Origin of the sequence: Kitasatospora sp. NPDC091257 (assembly GCF_044757675.1) — a bacterium.
GTDB classification, from domain to species: Bacteria; Actinomycetota; Actinomycetes; order Streptomycetales; family Streptomycetaceae; genus Kitasatospora; species Kitasatospora lactacystinica.
On record NZ_JBIVVI010000101.1, the window covers coordinates 1 to 12,933 of the forward strand.

At 74.8% G+C, this 12,933-nt stretch carries 14 protein-coding genes and 1 pseudogene; 8 read left to right on the forward strand and 7 right to left on the reverse strand.

Features of this window, described 5'->3' with window-relative positions:
• Both ACIQOV_RS07270 and ACIQOV_RS07275 read left to right on the forward strand, forming a co-directional pair.
• Nucleotides 1-254, forward strand: a pseudogene (locus tag ACIQOV_RS07270) (ABC transporter ATP-binding protein); the annotation flags it as partial.
• Nucleotides 241-1,134, forward strand: a complete 894-nt coding sequence (locus ACIQOV_RS07275; protein WP_401045901.1) for an ABC transporter permease — start codon at nucleotides 241-243, stop codon at nucleotides 1,132-1,134. The pseudogene ACIQOV_RS07270 and the gene ACIQOV_RS07275, both read left to right, overlap by 14 nt.
• Here ACIQOV_RS07275 and rarD read toward each other — a convergent pair.
• The gene (rarD, locus tag ACIQOV_RS07280; RefSeq protein WP_387692705.1) at nucleotides 1,124-2,092 is read right to left on the reverse strand and encodes an EamA family transporter RarD; all 969 of its coding nucleotides are present in this window, start codon (nucleotides 2,090-2,092) and stop codon (nucleotides 1,124-1,126) included. The genes ACIQOV_RS07275 and rarD overlap by 11 nt on opposite strands.
• A gap of 142 nt (nucleotides 2,093-2,234) precedes the next feature.
• Nucleotides 2,235-3,083: an SDR family oxidoreductase gene (locus ACIQOV_RS07285; protein ID WP_401045905.1), complete on the reverse strand. Its 849-nt coding sequence runs from the start codon at nucleotides 3,081-3,083 to the stop codon at nucleotides 2,235-2,237.
• Nucleotides 3,084-3,184: 101 nt separating this feature from the next.
• Between ACIQOV_RS07285 and ACIQOV_RS07290 the strand changes: the two genes are divergently transcribed.
• Nucleotides 3,185-3,586: a helix-turn-helix domain-containing protein gene (locus ACIQOV_RS07290; RefSeq protein ID WP_359899842.1), complete on the forward strand. Its 402-nt coding sequence runs from the start codon at nucleotides 3,185-3,187 to the stop codon at nucleotides 3,584-3,586.
• Here the strand turns inward: ACIQOV_RS07290 and ACIQOV_RS07295 are convergent.
• Nucleotides 3,570-4,337 (reverse strand): TetR/AcrR family transcriptional regulator, encoded by a 768-nt coding sequence (locus ACIQOV_RS07295; protein ID WP_401045907.1) that lies wholly within the window; start codon nucleotides 4,335-4,337, stop codon nucleotides 3,570-3,572. The genes ACIQOV_RS07290 and ACIQOV_RS07295 overlap by 17 nt on opposite strands.
• A 60-nt stretch (nucleotides 4,338-4,397) precedes the next feature.
• Here ACIQOV_RS07295 and ACIQOV_RS07300 point away from each other — a divergent pair, with 60 nt between their 5' ends.
• Nucleotides 4,398-4,682: a DUF6011 domain-containing protein gene (locus ACIQOV_RS07300; protein ID WP_401045910.1), complete on the forward strand. Its 285-nt coding sequence runs from the start codon at nucleotides 4,398-4,400 to the stop codon at nucleotides 4,680-4,682.
• A 40-nt stretch (nucleotides 4,683-4,722) separates the two neighbouring features.
• Here ACIQOV_RS07300 and ACIQOV_RS07305 read toward each other — a convergent pair whose 3' ends face one another.
• Nucleotides 4,723-6,696, reverse strand: coding sequence for a tetratricopeptide repeat protein (locus ACIQOV_RS07305; RefSeq protein ID WP_401045913.1), 1,974 nt, complete (start codon nucleotides 6,694-6,696; stop codon nucleotides 4,723-4,725).
• Between the two features lie 236 nt (nucleotides 6,697-6,932).
• Here ACIQOV_RS07305 and ACIQOV_RS07310 point away from each other — a divergent pair, with 236 nt between their 5' ends.
• Complete coding sequence (locus ACIQOV_RS07310; RefSeq protein ID WP_401045915.1) at nucleotides 6,933-7,649, forward strand: chitinase; 717 nt, start codon at nucleotides 6,933-6,935, stop codon at nucleotides 7,647-7,649.
• A 256-nt stretch (nucleotides 7,650-7,905) separates the two neighbouring features.
• Here ACIQOV_RS07310 and ACIQOV_RS07315 read toward each other — a convergent pair whose 3' ends face one another.
• Entirely contained in the window at nucleotides 7,906-8,892 is a 987-nt protein-coding gene (locus ACIQOV_RS07315) for an SDR family NAD(P)-dependent oxidoreductase (protein WP_401045917.1), read from the reverse strand.
• A gap of 74 nt (nucleotides 8,893-8,966) precedes the next feature.
• Between ACIQOV_RS07315 and ACIQOV_RS07320 the strand changes: the two genes are divergently transcribed.
• Nucleotides 8,967-9,410, forward strand: a complete 444-nt coding sequence (locus tag ACIQOV_RS07320; protein WP_401045919.1) for a MerR family transcriptional regulator — start codon at nucleotides 8,967-8,969, stop codon at nucleotides 9,408-9,410.
• Here the strand turns inward: ACIQOV_RS07320 and ACIQOV_RS07325 are convergent.
• Nucleotides 9,386-10,249 carry a hypothetical protein gene (locus ACIQOV_RS07325; protein ID WP_401045921.1) on the reverse strand — a complete coding sequence of 288 codons (864 nt, stop codon included), beginning with the start codon at nucleotides 10,247-10,249 and terminating at the stop codon, nucleotides 9,386-9,388. The genes ACIQOV_RS07320 and ACIQOV_RS07325 overlap by 25 nt on opposite strands.
• Before the next feature lie 116 nt (nucleotides 10,250-10,365).
• Between ACIQOV_RS07325 and ACIQOV_RS07330 the strand changes: the two genes are divergently transcribed.
• Entirely contained in the window at nucleotides 10,366-11,715 is a 1,350-nt protein-coding gene (locus tag ACIQOV_RS07330; protein ID WP_401045924.1) for a tetratricopeptide repeat protein, read from the forward strand.
• A 119-nt stretch (nucleotides 11,716-11,834) separates the two neighbouring features.
• Complete coding sequence (locus ACIQOV_RS07335; protein ID WP_401045926.1) at nucleotides 11,835-12,506, forward strand: DsbA family oxidoreductase; 672 nt, start codon at nucleotides 11,835-11,837, stop codon at nucleotides 12,504-12,506.
• 155 nt (nucleotides 12,507-12,661) lie between these two features.
• Here the strand turns inward: ACIQOV_RS07335 and ACIQOV_RS07340 are convergent, their stop codons facing one another.
• Nucleotides 12,662-12,919, reverse strand: a complete 258-nt coding sequence (locus ACIQOV_RS07340) for a hypothetical protein (RefSeq protein ID WP_401045928.1) — start codon at nucleotides 12,917-12,919, stop codon at nucleotides 12,662-12,664.
• Nucleotides 12,920-12,933 lie beyond the last annotated feature (14 nt).

The window sequence follows — 12,933 nt, forward strand, 5'->3', positions numbered from 1 at the left end:
GCCGGCTGGTGGTCCGGACCCCGGACGTGGCGCGGGCCGCGGAGGTGCTGGCGGCCCACCGGGTCACCGCCCTGGTGCCGGGCGAGGACCGGGTGGACGGCGAGCCGGGCGTCCTGGGCGAGGAGGCGCTGCCCAGGCTGTGCGCGGCGCTGGTCGAGGCCGGGGTGCGGGTGCACGGCTTCGGGCTGGAGCGGGGCACGTTGGAGGACGCCTTCGTGGCGCTGACCGGGGAGGGCTTCGATGTCGCGGGCTGAGGCGCTGTCGCGGGCCGGGGCGCCGCCGATCGGCACCGGCCGCCGGCCGCAGACCGCGGCCGGGTTCCTGGCGCTGTTCCGCAGCGAGCTGCACCTGACCTTCCGCCGGATGCGCACCACGGTGCTGCTGGGCATCCTGGCGGCACTGCCGGTCCTGATCGGGGTGGTGGTCAAGCTCAACACGGACAGTCCGCACGAGGGCGGCGGCGGTCCGAGCTTCATCGCGCAGACCACGCAGAACGGGCTCTTCCTGGTCTTCACCGCGCTCGCGGTGGCGCTGCCGGTCTTCCTGCCGATGACGGTCGGCGTGGTCGCCGGGGACTCGGTGGCGGGCGAGGCGGCCGCCGGGACGCTGCGCTACCTGCTGGTCGCCCCGGCGGGGCGGACCAGGCTGCTGGCCGCCAAGTTCACCGCCGGGCTGGTGTTCTGCGCGGCCGCCACGGCGACGGTCGCGGTGACGGCGCTGGCCGCGGGCGCCGCGCTCTTCCCGCTCGGCCGGGTCACGCTGCTCTCCGGGGACACCATCGGCCTCGGCGACGCGCTGCTGCGCGCGCTGCTGGTGGCCCTGGTGGTCGCGGCCTCGCTGGCCGGGCTGGTGGCGATCGGGCTGTTCGTCTCCACCCTCACCGGCAGCGGCATCGCGGCGATGGCCGCCACCGTCGGGCTGGTGGTCACCGTCCAGATCCTGGACGTCTTCCCGCAGCTGCACGCCGTCAGCCCGTTCCTGTTCTCCCACTACTGGCTGAGCTTCGCGGACCTGCTGCGGGCGCCGATGTACTGGGACGGCGTGCTGAAGGACCTCGGCCTCCAGGCCGCCTACGTCGCCGTGTTCGGCTCGGCGGCCTGGTCCCGCTTCACCAGCCGGGACATCAGCGTGTGACGGCCGCCTCGGCGGGTGCGGGCTGCGGCCGTGCCGCGGCCCGCACCGCGCGGTCGGCCCGCACCTGGCGCAGCGCGTCCCAGGTCAGCAGCGCGAGCGCGGCCCAGACCAGGCCGAAGCCGGCCCAGCGGGCGGGCGGCATGGACTCGTGGAACACCGCGACGCCGATCAGGAACTGGAACACCGGCGCCAGGTACTGCAGCAGCCCGAGCACGGTCAGCGGCACCCGGACGGCGGCCGCGCCGAAGAGCAGCAGCGGGATCGCGGTGATCACCCCGCTGAGCATCAGCAGCCCGGAGTGCCCCCAGCCGTACGAGCCGGCCACCGTGTGCCCGAAGGTGCCGCGCCCGCTGACCTCCAGGTAGACCAGGTAGCCGAGGGCGAACGGGAACATGAAGGCGCTCTCGGCGGCCAGGCTCTCCAGCCCGCTCAGCCCGACCTGCTTCTTCAGCAGGCCGTAGGTCGCGAAGGAGAGCGCCAGGGTGAGCGCGATCCAGGGCAGTTGCCCGTACGCGACGGCCAGCACCGCGACGGCGGCGGCGCCGATGCCCACCGCCGTCCACTGCGCGGTGCGCAGCCGCTCCTTGAGCACCAGGACGCCGAAGCCGATGGTGACCAGGGGGTTGATGAAGTAGCCGAGGCTGGTCTCGACCACGTGCCCGGCGTTGACGGCCCAGATGTAGACGCCCCAGTTGACCGAGATCACGGCGGCCGCGCCGGCCAGCATGGCGAGCCGGCGGGGCTGGCGCAGCAGCGGGCGTATCCAGCCCCAGTGCCTCTGGGCGATCAGCAGCAGGACGACCGCGACCAGGGACCAGACCATCCGGTTGGCCAGGATGTCGTCGGCGGCACCCGGTTCCAGCAGCGGCCAGAACAGCGGGAAGAGCCCCCAGATGCCGTAGGCGGCGACGCCGGACCAGAGGCCCCGGCCGTAGTCCTGCTGGTCTGTTCCCGCCATGGCCGAGTGCCTTCCCGCGCGCGTGTGTCGAGGCGACGGTAGCGGGCGGGAGGGCAGGCTGTCATCTCCGTTTCCGGATTTTGGTCATGACATTGCTTGCGGGCCGGACGGCGCCGCCGCTCCGGGCCCGGGCCGCCGTGCCTCAGGAGTTCAGGGCCGCGCGGACGGACTCGGCCAGCGGGACGGTCGGACGGCCGATCAGCCGGGCCAGGTCGCCCGGAGTGCCGGCCAGCTCGCCGCGCGCGATGCCCGCGTCCACGTCCACCAGGGCCTCGGCGAAGCCCTGCGGCAGGCCCGCGCCGACCAGCGCGTCCAGGTGCTCGGCCGGGGTGACGTCCCGGTGCCCGACCGGCCGGCCGGAGGCCTTCGCCAGCTCGGCGGCCAGCTCGGGCAGGCTCCAGGCGGCGTCGCCGCTCAGCTCGTACACCTCGCCCCGGTGCCCCTCGCCGACCAGGACGGCGACCGCCGCGGCCGCGTAGTCCGCGCGCGGGGCGGTGGCGACCCGGCCCTGCCCGGCACTGCCGAGCACCACGCCGCGCGCCACCGTGCCGGCCGCGTCGCCCAGGTAGTTCTCGGTGTACCAGCCGTTGCGCAGGAAGGCGTGCGGCAGGCCGGAGGCGAGGATCAGCTCCTCGGTCGCCTTGTGCTCGTCGGCCAGCCGGAAGGTGGCCGCCCCCGGGATGCTGGTGTAGGCGAGCAGCGCGACGCCGGCGGCCTTGGCGGCCTCCACCACGGCCCGGTGCTGCGGGATCCGGCGGCCGACCTCGCTGCCCGAGATCAGCAGCACCCGGTCGCCCTCGGCGAAGGCGCCGGCCAGGGTCTCCGGCTTGTCGTAGTCGACCACCCGGACGGTCACGCCGCGGGCGGCCAGGTCGGCGGCCTTCTCGGCGGAGCGGACGGCGACGGCCACCTCGCTCGCGGGGACCTCGGCCAGCAGGCCCTCGACGACGAGACGGCCGAGCTGGCCGGTGGCACCGGTGACGACGTACATGGCGTGCTCCTCAGGGGTTGCTACGGGGTTCTGGCCTCGAAACTCACCCTAGGGGTGGCACTAACCTTTCGAAAGTACGCACTTCAAAGTAGGGTACTGACATGAAGGTAAGCGAGCTGAAGGCCGGCGGGCTGCCCCCCGCCGACGTCTTCGACCGGATGTGCCCGTCCCGGGGCGTGCTGGAGCACGTCACCAGCCGCTGGGGCGTGCTGGTGCTGGGCGCGCTGAACGAGCGCGGCTACCGGTTCAGCGAACTGCGCCGCAAGGTCACCGGGGTCAGCGAGAAGATGCTCGCCCAGACCCTCCAGACGCTGGAGCGGGACGGCTTCGTGCTGCGCGAGGCGCACCCGGTGATCCCGCCCCGGGTCGACTACAGCCTCACCCCGCTGGGGCGGGAGGCGGCGGAGCTGGTCGCGGCGCTGGCGCACTGGTCGGAGCGGCGGGTACCGGAGGTCGAGACGGCCCGCCAGGAGTACGACGGGCGGGCTACCGCCCCGCGATGAGGGCGTCGAGCCCGTCCAGGACCCGGGCCAGACCGAAGGCGTAGGCGTGGTCCGGGCTGTACGCGCCGCCGTGCGCCGCACCGGCCGCGGCACCCACCCGGGCGGCGACCGGATAGCGCTCGGGGTCGAAGACCCGGGCGAGCAGCCCGGCGTTGGCCGCCCACCACTGCGCGTCGGTCATCGCGCTGTCCTGCCGGGCGGCGCGCTCGTCGGCGGCCATCCGGGCGCAGGTCTGGACGAAGCCGAGCAGGTGGGTCAGCGCGGCGTCCAGGTCGACGTCGGAGAGCCCGGTGCCCTCGAAGGCACGCAGCTCGTACTCGTACTTGGCCATCAGGCCGGGCCCCAGCGGCGGACGGCTGGTGGAGACGGCGGCGACCCACGGGTGGGCGCGGTGCAGCGCCCGGTTGTCGTCCGCGACGGCGGTGACCCGGGAGCGCCAGCCCTCGTCGGCGGGGGTGCTGCGGGGCATCGTGGCGTAGACGGTGTCCAGCATCAGGTCGAGCAGCTCGGCCTTGCCGGGCACGTAGGTGTAGAGCGCCATCGGGGAGAGCCCCAGCTCCTGCGCGACCCGGCGCATGGTGACGGCGTCCGCTCCTTCGGCGTCGGCGAGGGCGATCGCGGTGGTGGCGATCTCACCGGTCGAGCGCGCCTGTCGGGGCCCGCGCCGGCCGGGCTTCTCCTCGGCGGTGAGCCCCCAGAGCAGGGCGAGGGTGCGTGCCGGGTCTCCTGCGCTGCTGCGGTCGCTCGCCATGGGGCCATCGTTTCACGCACCGGCAGGGGCCTTGACGGCGTGGGCGGCTACCGTCTCAGCATGACCAGCCCGACCAACCCTCCCGGCTCGACCGGCCTGCCCGGCGCGTCCGGCCTGCCCGGCGCGACCGGTCCGACCCGCGCGTCCGGCGCGTCCGGCCCCGAGCCGCTTCCCGGGACGGACACCGCGCAGACCCTCCGCCCGCGGGTGACCTGCCGCCGCTGCCACCGGCCGCTGCACGACCCCGAGTCGCGGATGCTGCGGCTGGGACCGGAGTGCCGGGACCCGGCGGAGCGGGTCGCGCGGTTCGACGTCGACCAGGAACCGCTGCCGGGGATGGGTTAGGGCCGGCCCCGGCCTCAGACCTCGCCTCAGACCTGGCGCCTCAGCCCCGGCCGAAGAGGCGGCGCAGGCGGCCGGGGCGGGGCTCCTCCCCGGCGGCCCGCTCGGCCTCCGACCGCTCCGCCGCCTCCGGGTGCTCCCCGGTCCCCGGGTGCTCCGCCGCCTCGGCCTGGTCCGCCGCCTCCGGTGCGGCCTCCGCCCCCGCGTCGGCGGCGTCCTCCTGCTCCATCAGGTGCCGGGCGAGCGCGCGGTCCTCGTCGGACGTCCAGGGCGCGGCGAGCACCAGCGCGGACAGCGAGCGGAGGATCGTCACCGCCCGGGTGCGGCGGGCCCGGGCGCCGTGGTGCAGCCGCTGCTGGAGCAGGGCGGCGACGTCGGCCCGGGTCTGCGGCTGGGTCCAGCCGATCGCGACCAGCGCGAAGCCGGCCGCCTCGACCACCCAGTCCTCCGGCCCGAGCAGCAGGTCGCGCAGCACCCGGCGGCGCTCGGAGCCGGCCCAGGGCTGGTCGGTTCGGTGGTGGGCGATGCCGAGGCAGGCGAAGACCTGGACGGCCCGCACCCAGAGTTCGGGCTGGTGGGCGAGCAGGGCGCGGCCGAGTTCGTCCTCGCGCGGCACGGGCGGGTGGACCAGGACGCCGAGCAGGTCGTCCAGCGGCAGTCCGGCCAGCCGGACGGCGTGGTCGTAGGCGGCGGGGACGGTCGGCCAGAAGATCTCGGCGGTGGCGCGGACGAGTTCGGCGCTGCGCGGCGCGGGCGGGGCGACGGCCGGGCGCGGGTCGGTGCCGTCCCAGGCCCAGATCCGGGTGGTGGGTTCGGTCAGCGGCAGCCGGGGGTCGGGCTCGCCGACGGCCCGGTAGCCGACGGTGGAGCGCGGCAGCGCGAGCCGGACGGCCAGCACCGAGCTGGGCGGCTCCACGGTGGAGGTCGTGCAGTCGATCTCGGTGTCGCGGCCGGTGTCGGGGGCGGCGAGCACCTGGTGCAGCACGTTGACGGTGGCCTCGGTGGCGCCGGAGACCAGGCCGAGCCAGGGCTCCCGGTGGCTCAGCCGTTCCAGCAGTTCCTGGGCGTACTCGTGCTCGGGGTGGGAGCGGTGGTGGTCGGCCAGGCCGAGCAGGTGGGCCGGGTCGCCGTCGAGGGCGTGGCGCAGCCCGTACCGGGCCGGGCCCGCCTTGGGGTGGTCGGGCTCGGCGGCGAGCACCCGGTCGAGCCAGGGCAGGCCTTCGGCGGGGCGCCCGAGGGCGCCGTACAGCTCGGCGACGTCGACGGCGAGGTAGCTGCTGGAATCGTCGCGGTCCGGCGCGACCCGGGCCAGCTCGGCCTCCCAGACGGCGAGCGCCCGTTCCGGCCGGCCGGCCGAGCGCAGGGCGTTGCCGAGCATCACGGCGGTCAGGTAGCCGGGGGCCAACCGGTGGGCCCGATCGGCGAGTTCGACGGCGCGGTCGGTGTCGCCGAGCCGGCGGGTCAGGCCGGAGGCCATCGCCAGCAGCGGCACGTGGTCCTCGTGCCGGGCCAGGACGGCCCGCACGAAGTCGTGGAACGGCCGTACGGCTTCGGCCGGTTCGGCCGGGAGCGGGTCGGGCAGCGCGCCGGTGGCGCGGGCCACCGCCTGGGCGACGGCGTCCGGGTCGACCAGGCCGGGCAGGTCCTCGCGGGCGAGCCAGGCGGCGTGCGCCCAGGGGCGGGCCGGCTCGTGCTGGACGGCGGAGGCGAGCAGGCCGACGGCGGTGTCCCAGTCCCCGGCGGCGGCCTCCACGTGGGCCCGGCAGGCCACCGTGCCGAGGTACACCTGGCCGTCCAGCGGGAACAGCGCGCGGGCCGCGGCCGGTCCGCCCGCCGCCGCGCACAACTCGGCCAGTGCCTCGTGCAGTTCGGGCAGCTGGGGGTCGGCGAGGATCGCGTCGCCGAGGTGGTCGGCGGCGTGGGCCAGGTCGCCGGAGTCGATCGCCAGCCGGGCGAGGGCGACCTCGCCCTCGGCGGCCAGGCGCTCGTCGCCCGTGTCGTCGGTGTGCCCGCTCATTCGCCCCTGCTCCCCGTTCCCCCGGTGGTGCCGTCCCGCTCGGAAGGAGGCTATCCGGTGCGACCGACAGCCCGGTGGGCCCCCGCCGACGGGCGGCGTCCAGCGACCGGACCGGATACGACCCGTACGAGTGGTTTAGACCTCTGATGGCCATATTTGACGTTTTCCGACCGTGAGGATGACGAAGGCTCTTCGCACGCGAAATGCCAGTCCCGCTACCGGAATCGAGGAGATCGATGAAGCTCTCGCGCACCCTGTCCCTGGCGGCCTCCGTCGCCGTGCTGAGCACCCTCGCCGTCGCCGGCCAGACCGCCCCGGCCTCCGCCGCCGGGTCCTTCGTGGTCAGCGAGGCCCAGTTCAACAAGATGTTCCCGAACCGGAACTCCTTCTACAGCTACCAGGGCCTCACCGACGCCCTGGGCGCCTTCCCCGGGTTCACCACCACCGGCGACACCGCCACCCGCAAGCGCGAAGCGGCCGCCTTCCTGGCCAACGTCAGCCACGAGACCGGCGGCCTGCGGTACGTCGTCGAACAGAACACCGCCAACTACCCGCACTACTGCGACAGTTCGCAGTCGTACGGCTGTCCGGCCGGGCAGTCCGCGTACTACGGGCGCGGGCCGCTCCAGCTGAGCTGGAACTTCAACTACAAGGCGGCCGGCGACGCCCTGCACATCGACCTGCTGCACGACCCGTACCAGGTCGAGAAGAACCCGGCGACGTCCTGGAAGACCGCCCTCTGGTTCTGGAACACCCAGAGCGGCGCCGGGCGGATGACCGCGCACGACGCCGTCGTCAACAACAAGGGCTTCGGCGAGACCATCCGCACCATCAACGGCGCGCTGGAGTGCGACGGCAAGAACCCGGACCAGCGCAACGATCGGATCAACCTCTACAAGCAGTTCGTCGACGTGCTGGGCACCGACGCCGGCGGCGGCAACATCTCCTGCTGACGGGCGCTTCGGCCGCTCGGTGCGCGGTGTCCCAACCCCACCCCGGGCCACGTCCACCAGACTCGGCTCATCGTCACCTGGGGCGGGAACATGGGCGTCACGTGGAGCCCCGAGCTGACCGCCTGACGCCTCCGGGCCGTCGCGGAGCGGGAAGTCGGCCGGGCCGACTTCCCGCTCCTTGTCGCTGCCGCCCCCGCCGGACGCGGGCGGGCGACGGCCGGCGGCCGCACCGCTGGACGCGCCAGTCGCGACCCTGTCAGCGCGGCACCGGGGTGGCGCCGGTCGCGGCCAGCGAGAGTTCCCAAAGGCGGGCCGCCCCGTCCGGGTCGAGGGCGTACGGGCGGACGCCGCCGTCGTCCATCGGGGTGTCCGGGCCGCTGACGCGGGCCACCTCGCAGTCCTCCAGGTAGAGCCCGCCGCGGCCGTCGAGCAGTGGGGAGGTGGCCGCCCACAGGCCGGTGGCCGCGCCCTGGGAAGGGGACTTGAAGTCCGCGCCGATCACGTTTCCCCGGTCGTCCACCCAGCCGCGCTCGACCTGCTCCCGCCGGGTCATCTCCCGCTGGAGCCCGGTGATGATCTTCCCGGGGTGGAGCGCGAACGCCCGGACGCCGTCGCCCCTGCCGAGCGCGTCGAGGTGCACGGCGAACAGGGCGTTGGCGGTCTTGGACTGGCCGTACGCCAGCCACTTGTCGTAGCCGGTGCGGAAGTGCGGGTCGTGCCGGCGGATGTCGGTCAGGGCGTGCCCGGCGGAGCTGTTGACGACGACGCGCGCGCCGTCCGGGGCGGCGGCCAGCAGCGGGTACAGCTCGCAGACGAGGAGGAAGTGCCCCAGGTGGTTGGTGGCGAACTGCCCCTCCCAGCCCGGCCCCACGCGCCGCTCGGGGGTGGCCATGACGCCGGCGACGGCCAGCAGCAGGTCGAGGCGGTCCGTGGCCTCGCGGATCAGCCCGGCGGCGGCACGGACGCTCACGGGGTCGGCGAGGTCCATGGGGACGACCCGGCCGCCGGTTCCGGCGAGGGCGGCACGGGCGACGTCCGGGCGGCGGGCCGGGACGATCACGGTGGCCCCGGCGGCGGTCAGCGCCCGGGTGGTCTCCAGGCCGAGGCCGGAGTAGCCGCCGGTCACGACGGTGGTGCGGCCGGAGAGGTCGAGGCCCGCCAGGACGTCCTCGGCGGTGCTGGCGGCGGAGAAGGGCGAGCCGGTCGGCTGCTGGTCGACGACGGCCTTGTTGGTGGTGGTCATGGCGACGACGGTAGGAAGTGGAGCGCGGTCTAGATCAAGCCCCGCGGGCCTCGCCGCTCCTATGCTCTGACGCCATGACGGAACTCAGCATCGGCGAAGTGGCCGAGCGCACCGGGCTCAGCGTGCACGCCCTGCGCTTCTACGAGCGCGAGGGCCTGTTGGTCGGCCCGGTGCGGCGCACGGCGGGCGGACGCCGGCGGTACGCCGTGCTCGACGTGCAGTGGCTGGAGATCTGCATCAGGCTGCGCGAGTCCGGCATGCCGCTCGCCGACCTCCGCCGCTTCGCCGACCTGGTGCGGCAGGGCCCGGGCAACGAGGCCGAACGGCTGCGGCTACTGGACGCCCACCGGCAACGGGTCGACGAGCGGATCCGGGAGCTGGAGGAGTGCCGCTCGCTGATCGCCTGGAAGACCGCCGTCTACGCCGACCACCTGGCGCGCGGCGAGGCCGCCGGGCTCTGGGACCCGACGGCGGGCTCGCCGGCGGCTCCCGGTCAGTCGTCCTCGTTCTCCTCGTAGGGCGGGATGGTCCAGCGCAGCACCGTGCCGCCGGCCCCGTCGGCTTCGAGGGTGACCGGGAAGGCCTGGCCCCAGTCCCGCCCGCCGTGGTGCCGGACCGCGTGGTCGCCCGGGTCCCAGTCGATCCCGAGCACCCGGCAGCCGCCGACCTCGATCGCGCCCACGTGCAGCGGATGGTGCAGGCCGGCCCGCCGGAAGCGGAGGTAGTCGACGTGCTTCTCCACCATGGTGGCCACTCCCCTGCCGCGCAGGCCGCCCTGCCAGGTGCTGATCTCGGCCTCCAGCGCGACCGCCTCCGCGACCGGGAGGTCGAGCCACCCGTACGGCCCCTCGTCGCCGCCGTGCGGGGGGAGCTGCTCGCCGCCGAACCGCTCGTGCGCGTCCTTCCCGTACCGGCCCCAGTAGGAGAGGTCGGCGAGTCCGTCGGCCGGTTCGTGCTCCAGCCCCGTCCACGCGTCCAGCCCCACGGCGTCGCCGACCGCCATGCCGCCCCGGTCGACCGGCAGGTCCCCGAGCAGCACCGGCACCGCCGGGTCCGCGCCCGCGGGCCAGGGCAGGCCGAGCTCGACCTCCAGGGTCGCGATCGTCGGCTCCTCGTCGAACACCGACGGCGCGGTGGTGGCCCGCACCGCCAGCGGCCGGTCGGCGGCGGCCGGGACGGCGACCGCCTCGTACTCCCACTCCTGGAGGTGCCCGCCACCCGCCCGCGCCGCCGCCGCGGCCCGCACCGACAGCGGCTCGCCCACCCTCGGCCACTCGTCGATCCAGCTGGCCATGGCCAGCACCACCACCCCGGAGGGCGCCGTGACGAATCCCAGGTCAACGAAGGTTTCGGACATCCGCCGATGATGTCAGGGCAGGCCGACACCGCCTGAACGGGGTGCCGGTTGCGCCCCGGCCGAGGATCCGGGGCGATCCACTGCCGGAACCCGACGTCATCGCATAGCCTGCCCTGGTGAATCTCGACGATCTCGCGTGGCAGCGGCAGTTCGACGGCGGCATCGACGTTCGCATGGCGGAACACTTCGCCGGACACGGGCAGTTGGAGCTCCTGATAAAGACCGCCGTGGACCGCGGTGAGTGGTTCTGCGCCGAGGTGGCGGTCCGTGAGCTGTGCGCGGTGGGGGAGTTCGAGCGGGCCCTGACGGTCCTGGAGCCGTTCGTCGCGGTCGGCTGGCCGTTCGCCGTGCGGAAGTCCGCGGAGATCACGATCCGGCAGGGCCGGATCGAGGAGGGGCTGGCGCTGGTACGCCCGGACGCGGCGGCCGGCCTGGAGTCGGCGTTCGAGTGCCGGTGGTTCGCCGAAGCGCTGGTGCTGGCCGGACGGGTGGACGAGGCCATCGACGTGCTCACCCCCCACCTCGGCGAGCCCTGGATCCTGGAGTCCCTGGTCGATCTGACCGACGGGGGGAACCGGGACGCCCGCGTCCTGGAGCTGCTCGCCCCCTGCGACGAGCAGGCCCGGGGCGGCACGGCGGACTGCCGCTGCTCGGCGGCCGGGGGCCGGCGCGGGTGCCGACACCAGCCGTCGGAGGTGCTGGTGCTGTACACCCGGGTCCTGGAACGCATGGGTCGGGCGGACGAGGCGATCCGGATGCTGGGCCCGGTCGTGCCCGTCATCCCGCAGGTGGCCTGGCTGTACGCGGAACTCCTCGCCGGCCAGGGCCGGATCGAGCAGCTGCGCAAGCTGGCCACCGGCGAGCACGCGCAGCTCGCCCGGACCCAGTGCGCGGCGGTGCTGGAGGAGCAGGGGCGGGTCCGGGAGGCCGAAGCCGTCCTGCACGAGGCCCTCGAAGCGGACGGCCGGCACGCCCGTCGGCGCCTCATGGCCTTCCTGGCCCGCCGGGGACGCCTCGACGAGGCCGTCGACGTCGGACGGCCCACGTACGAGCACGACGAGGGGAACCTCCTCCATGAGGTGATCGAACTGCTGATCGGGGCGAGCCGCCCGGAACGGGCGCTGGAACTCCTGGACGGCCTCGACACCGCGTACATCGACGCGCATTCCGATGTGCTGAGCCACACCCGGTTGCGCCTGCTCGGGAAGGCCGGGCGCTACGCCGAGGGCATCGCGCAGGCGCGGGCCCTGAGCGAGCGGGAGCCCGGCCAGTGGGACACCACGGTGGCCTGGCTGCTGGATCTGGACGGCCGGACGGACGAGGCCCTCGACCTGCTCCGGTCGTCCACCGAGTACGGGGCCTACCGAGCGGTTGCCGAGATCCTGAGCAGGCACGGCCGCTACGCCGAGGCCGTCGCCGCCATCCCCACGGTGTCCGCCCAGCGCGAGGCGTGGGACCGGCGCTGAGGCGGGAGGCCGCCGACTGGCTCGCCCCGATGTTTTAGTGAGTGAAATATTCAGGTGCCCGAAGGCGTTCCGTCAGGCGTTGGCGCGGGAGGTCCGCGCAAGGCTGGAGGGAGTGCGCCGTGCGCGTGGAGATCTGGAGCGACATCAACTGCCCGTGGTGCTACATCGGCAAGGCCCGGTTCGAGCAGGCACTGGCGGCGTTCCCGCACCGCGAGGAGGTGGAGGTCGTCCACCGCTCCTTCGAGCTGGATCCGCGCGCACCGCAGGAGGCCCACCCGGTGCTGCCGCTGCTCGCCGCCAAGTACGGGATGAGCCTGGAGCAGGCCGAGGCGGCGGAGGCCCGGATCGCCGAGAACGCGCACGCCGAGGGCCTGCCCTACCTGCGCGAGGGGCGGGACGCCGCGAACTCCTTCGACATGCACCGGCTGCTGCACTTCGCCGACGAGCAGGGCCGGCAGGGTCAGCTGCTGGACGCGCTGTACCGGGCGAACTTCGCCGAGGAGCAGTCGGCCTTCGACGCGGGCCGGCTGGTCGAGCTGGCGGTCGGGGCGGGGCTGGACGGCGAGGCGGCCGCGGCCGTCCTGGCCGACCCGGAGGCGTACGCGGAGGCGGTGCGCGAGGACGAGGCCACGGCGAGCGCCATGGGCGCGACGGGCGTGCCGTTCTTCGTCCTGGACCGGCGGCTGGGCGTCTCGGGCGCTCAGCCCGCGGAGACGTTCACCCGGGCGCTGGATCAGGCCTGGGAGAGCCGGGCCGCCCCGCCGCTGACCGCGCTCGCGCCCAAGGACTGAGCGGTGGCGGAGTGGGAAGTCGGCCCGGCCGACTTCCCGCTCCTGACGGCCCGCCCCTCGCCCGGAGCCCTGGCGGGCGCCGGACGGTCCGAGCGATCACCCGCGCCCCTGACTCCCCACGCCCCCGACGGGACGGGGACCGACCCGAGGGAGCGTCACCGGCGGTCGAGGGACTCCAGGAACTCCGGCCGCAGCCGCCAAGGGCTGCCGTCCTCCGTCTCGACCTGGTACACGGGCCCGACGTGGCCACCGTCGCGGTCATCGGCCTCGACGACGCATGCGAGGACCACGCCCCGGGTGCCGAGGATCTCGCCGCCGAGGTGGCCGAGTTCGGGGCGCGGCGGGTCCGGGGTGGTCAGCGCCACCCGCTCCCCGCGGGAGAACGTCGCCTCGGCGGGCCAGGGAGTCGTCACACCCCCAGGTTACG

What these genes read in the sequence shown, in the direction of transcription:
- ACIQOV_RS07275 (WP_401045901.1), top strand. Translation starts at nt 241, where the DNA reads ATGTCGCGGGCTGAGGCGCTGTCGCGGGCCGGGGCGCCGCCGATCGGC.
- rarD (WP_387692705.1), bottom strand. Translation starts at nt 2,092, where the DNA reads ATGGCGGGAACAGACCAGCAGGACTACGGCCGGGGCCTCTGGTCCGGC.
- ACIQOV_RS07285 (WP_401045905.1), bottom strand. Translation starts at nt 3,083, where the DNA reads ATGTACGTCGTCACCGGTGCCACCGGCCAGCTCGGCCGTCTCGTCGTC.
- ACIQOV_RS07290 (WP_359899842.1), top strand. Translation starts at nt 3,185, where the DNA reads ATGAAGGTAAGCGAGCTGAAGGCCGGCGGGCTGCCCCCCGCCGACGTC.
- ACIQOV_RS07295 (WP_401045907.1), bottom strand. Translation starts at nt 4,337, where the DNA reads ATGGCGAGCGACCGCAGCAGCGCAGGAGACCCGGCACGCACCCTCGCC.
- ACIQOV_RS07300 (WP_401045910.1), top strand. Translation starts at nt 4,398, where the DNA reads ATGACCAGCCCGACCAACCCTCCCGGCTCGACCGGCCTGCCCGGCGCG.
- ACIQOV_RS07305 (WP_401045913.1), bottom strand. Translation starts at nt 6,696, where the DNA reads ATGAGCGGGCACACCGACGACACGGGCGACGAGCGCCTGGCCGCCGAG.
- ACIQOV_RS07310 (WP_401045915.1), top strand. Translation starts at nt 6,933, where the DNA reads ATGAAGCTCTCGCGCACCCTGTCCCTGGCGGCCTCCGTCGCCGTGCTG.
- ACIQOV_RS07315 (WP_401045917.1), bottom strand. Translation starts at nt 8,892, where the DNA reads ATGACCACCACCAACAAGGCCGTCGTCGACCAGCAGCCGACCGGCTCG.
- ACIQOV_RS07320 (WP_401045919.1), top strand. Translation starts at nt 8,967, where the DNA reads ATGACGGAACTCAGCATCGGCGAAGTGGCCGAGCGCACCGGGCTCAGC.
- ACIQOV_RS07325 (WP_401045921.1), bottom strand. Translation starts at nt 10,249, where the DNA reads ATGTCCGAAACCTTCGTTGACCTGGGATTCGTCACGGCGCCCTCCGGG.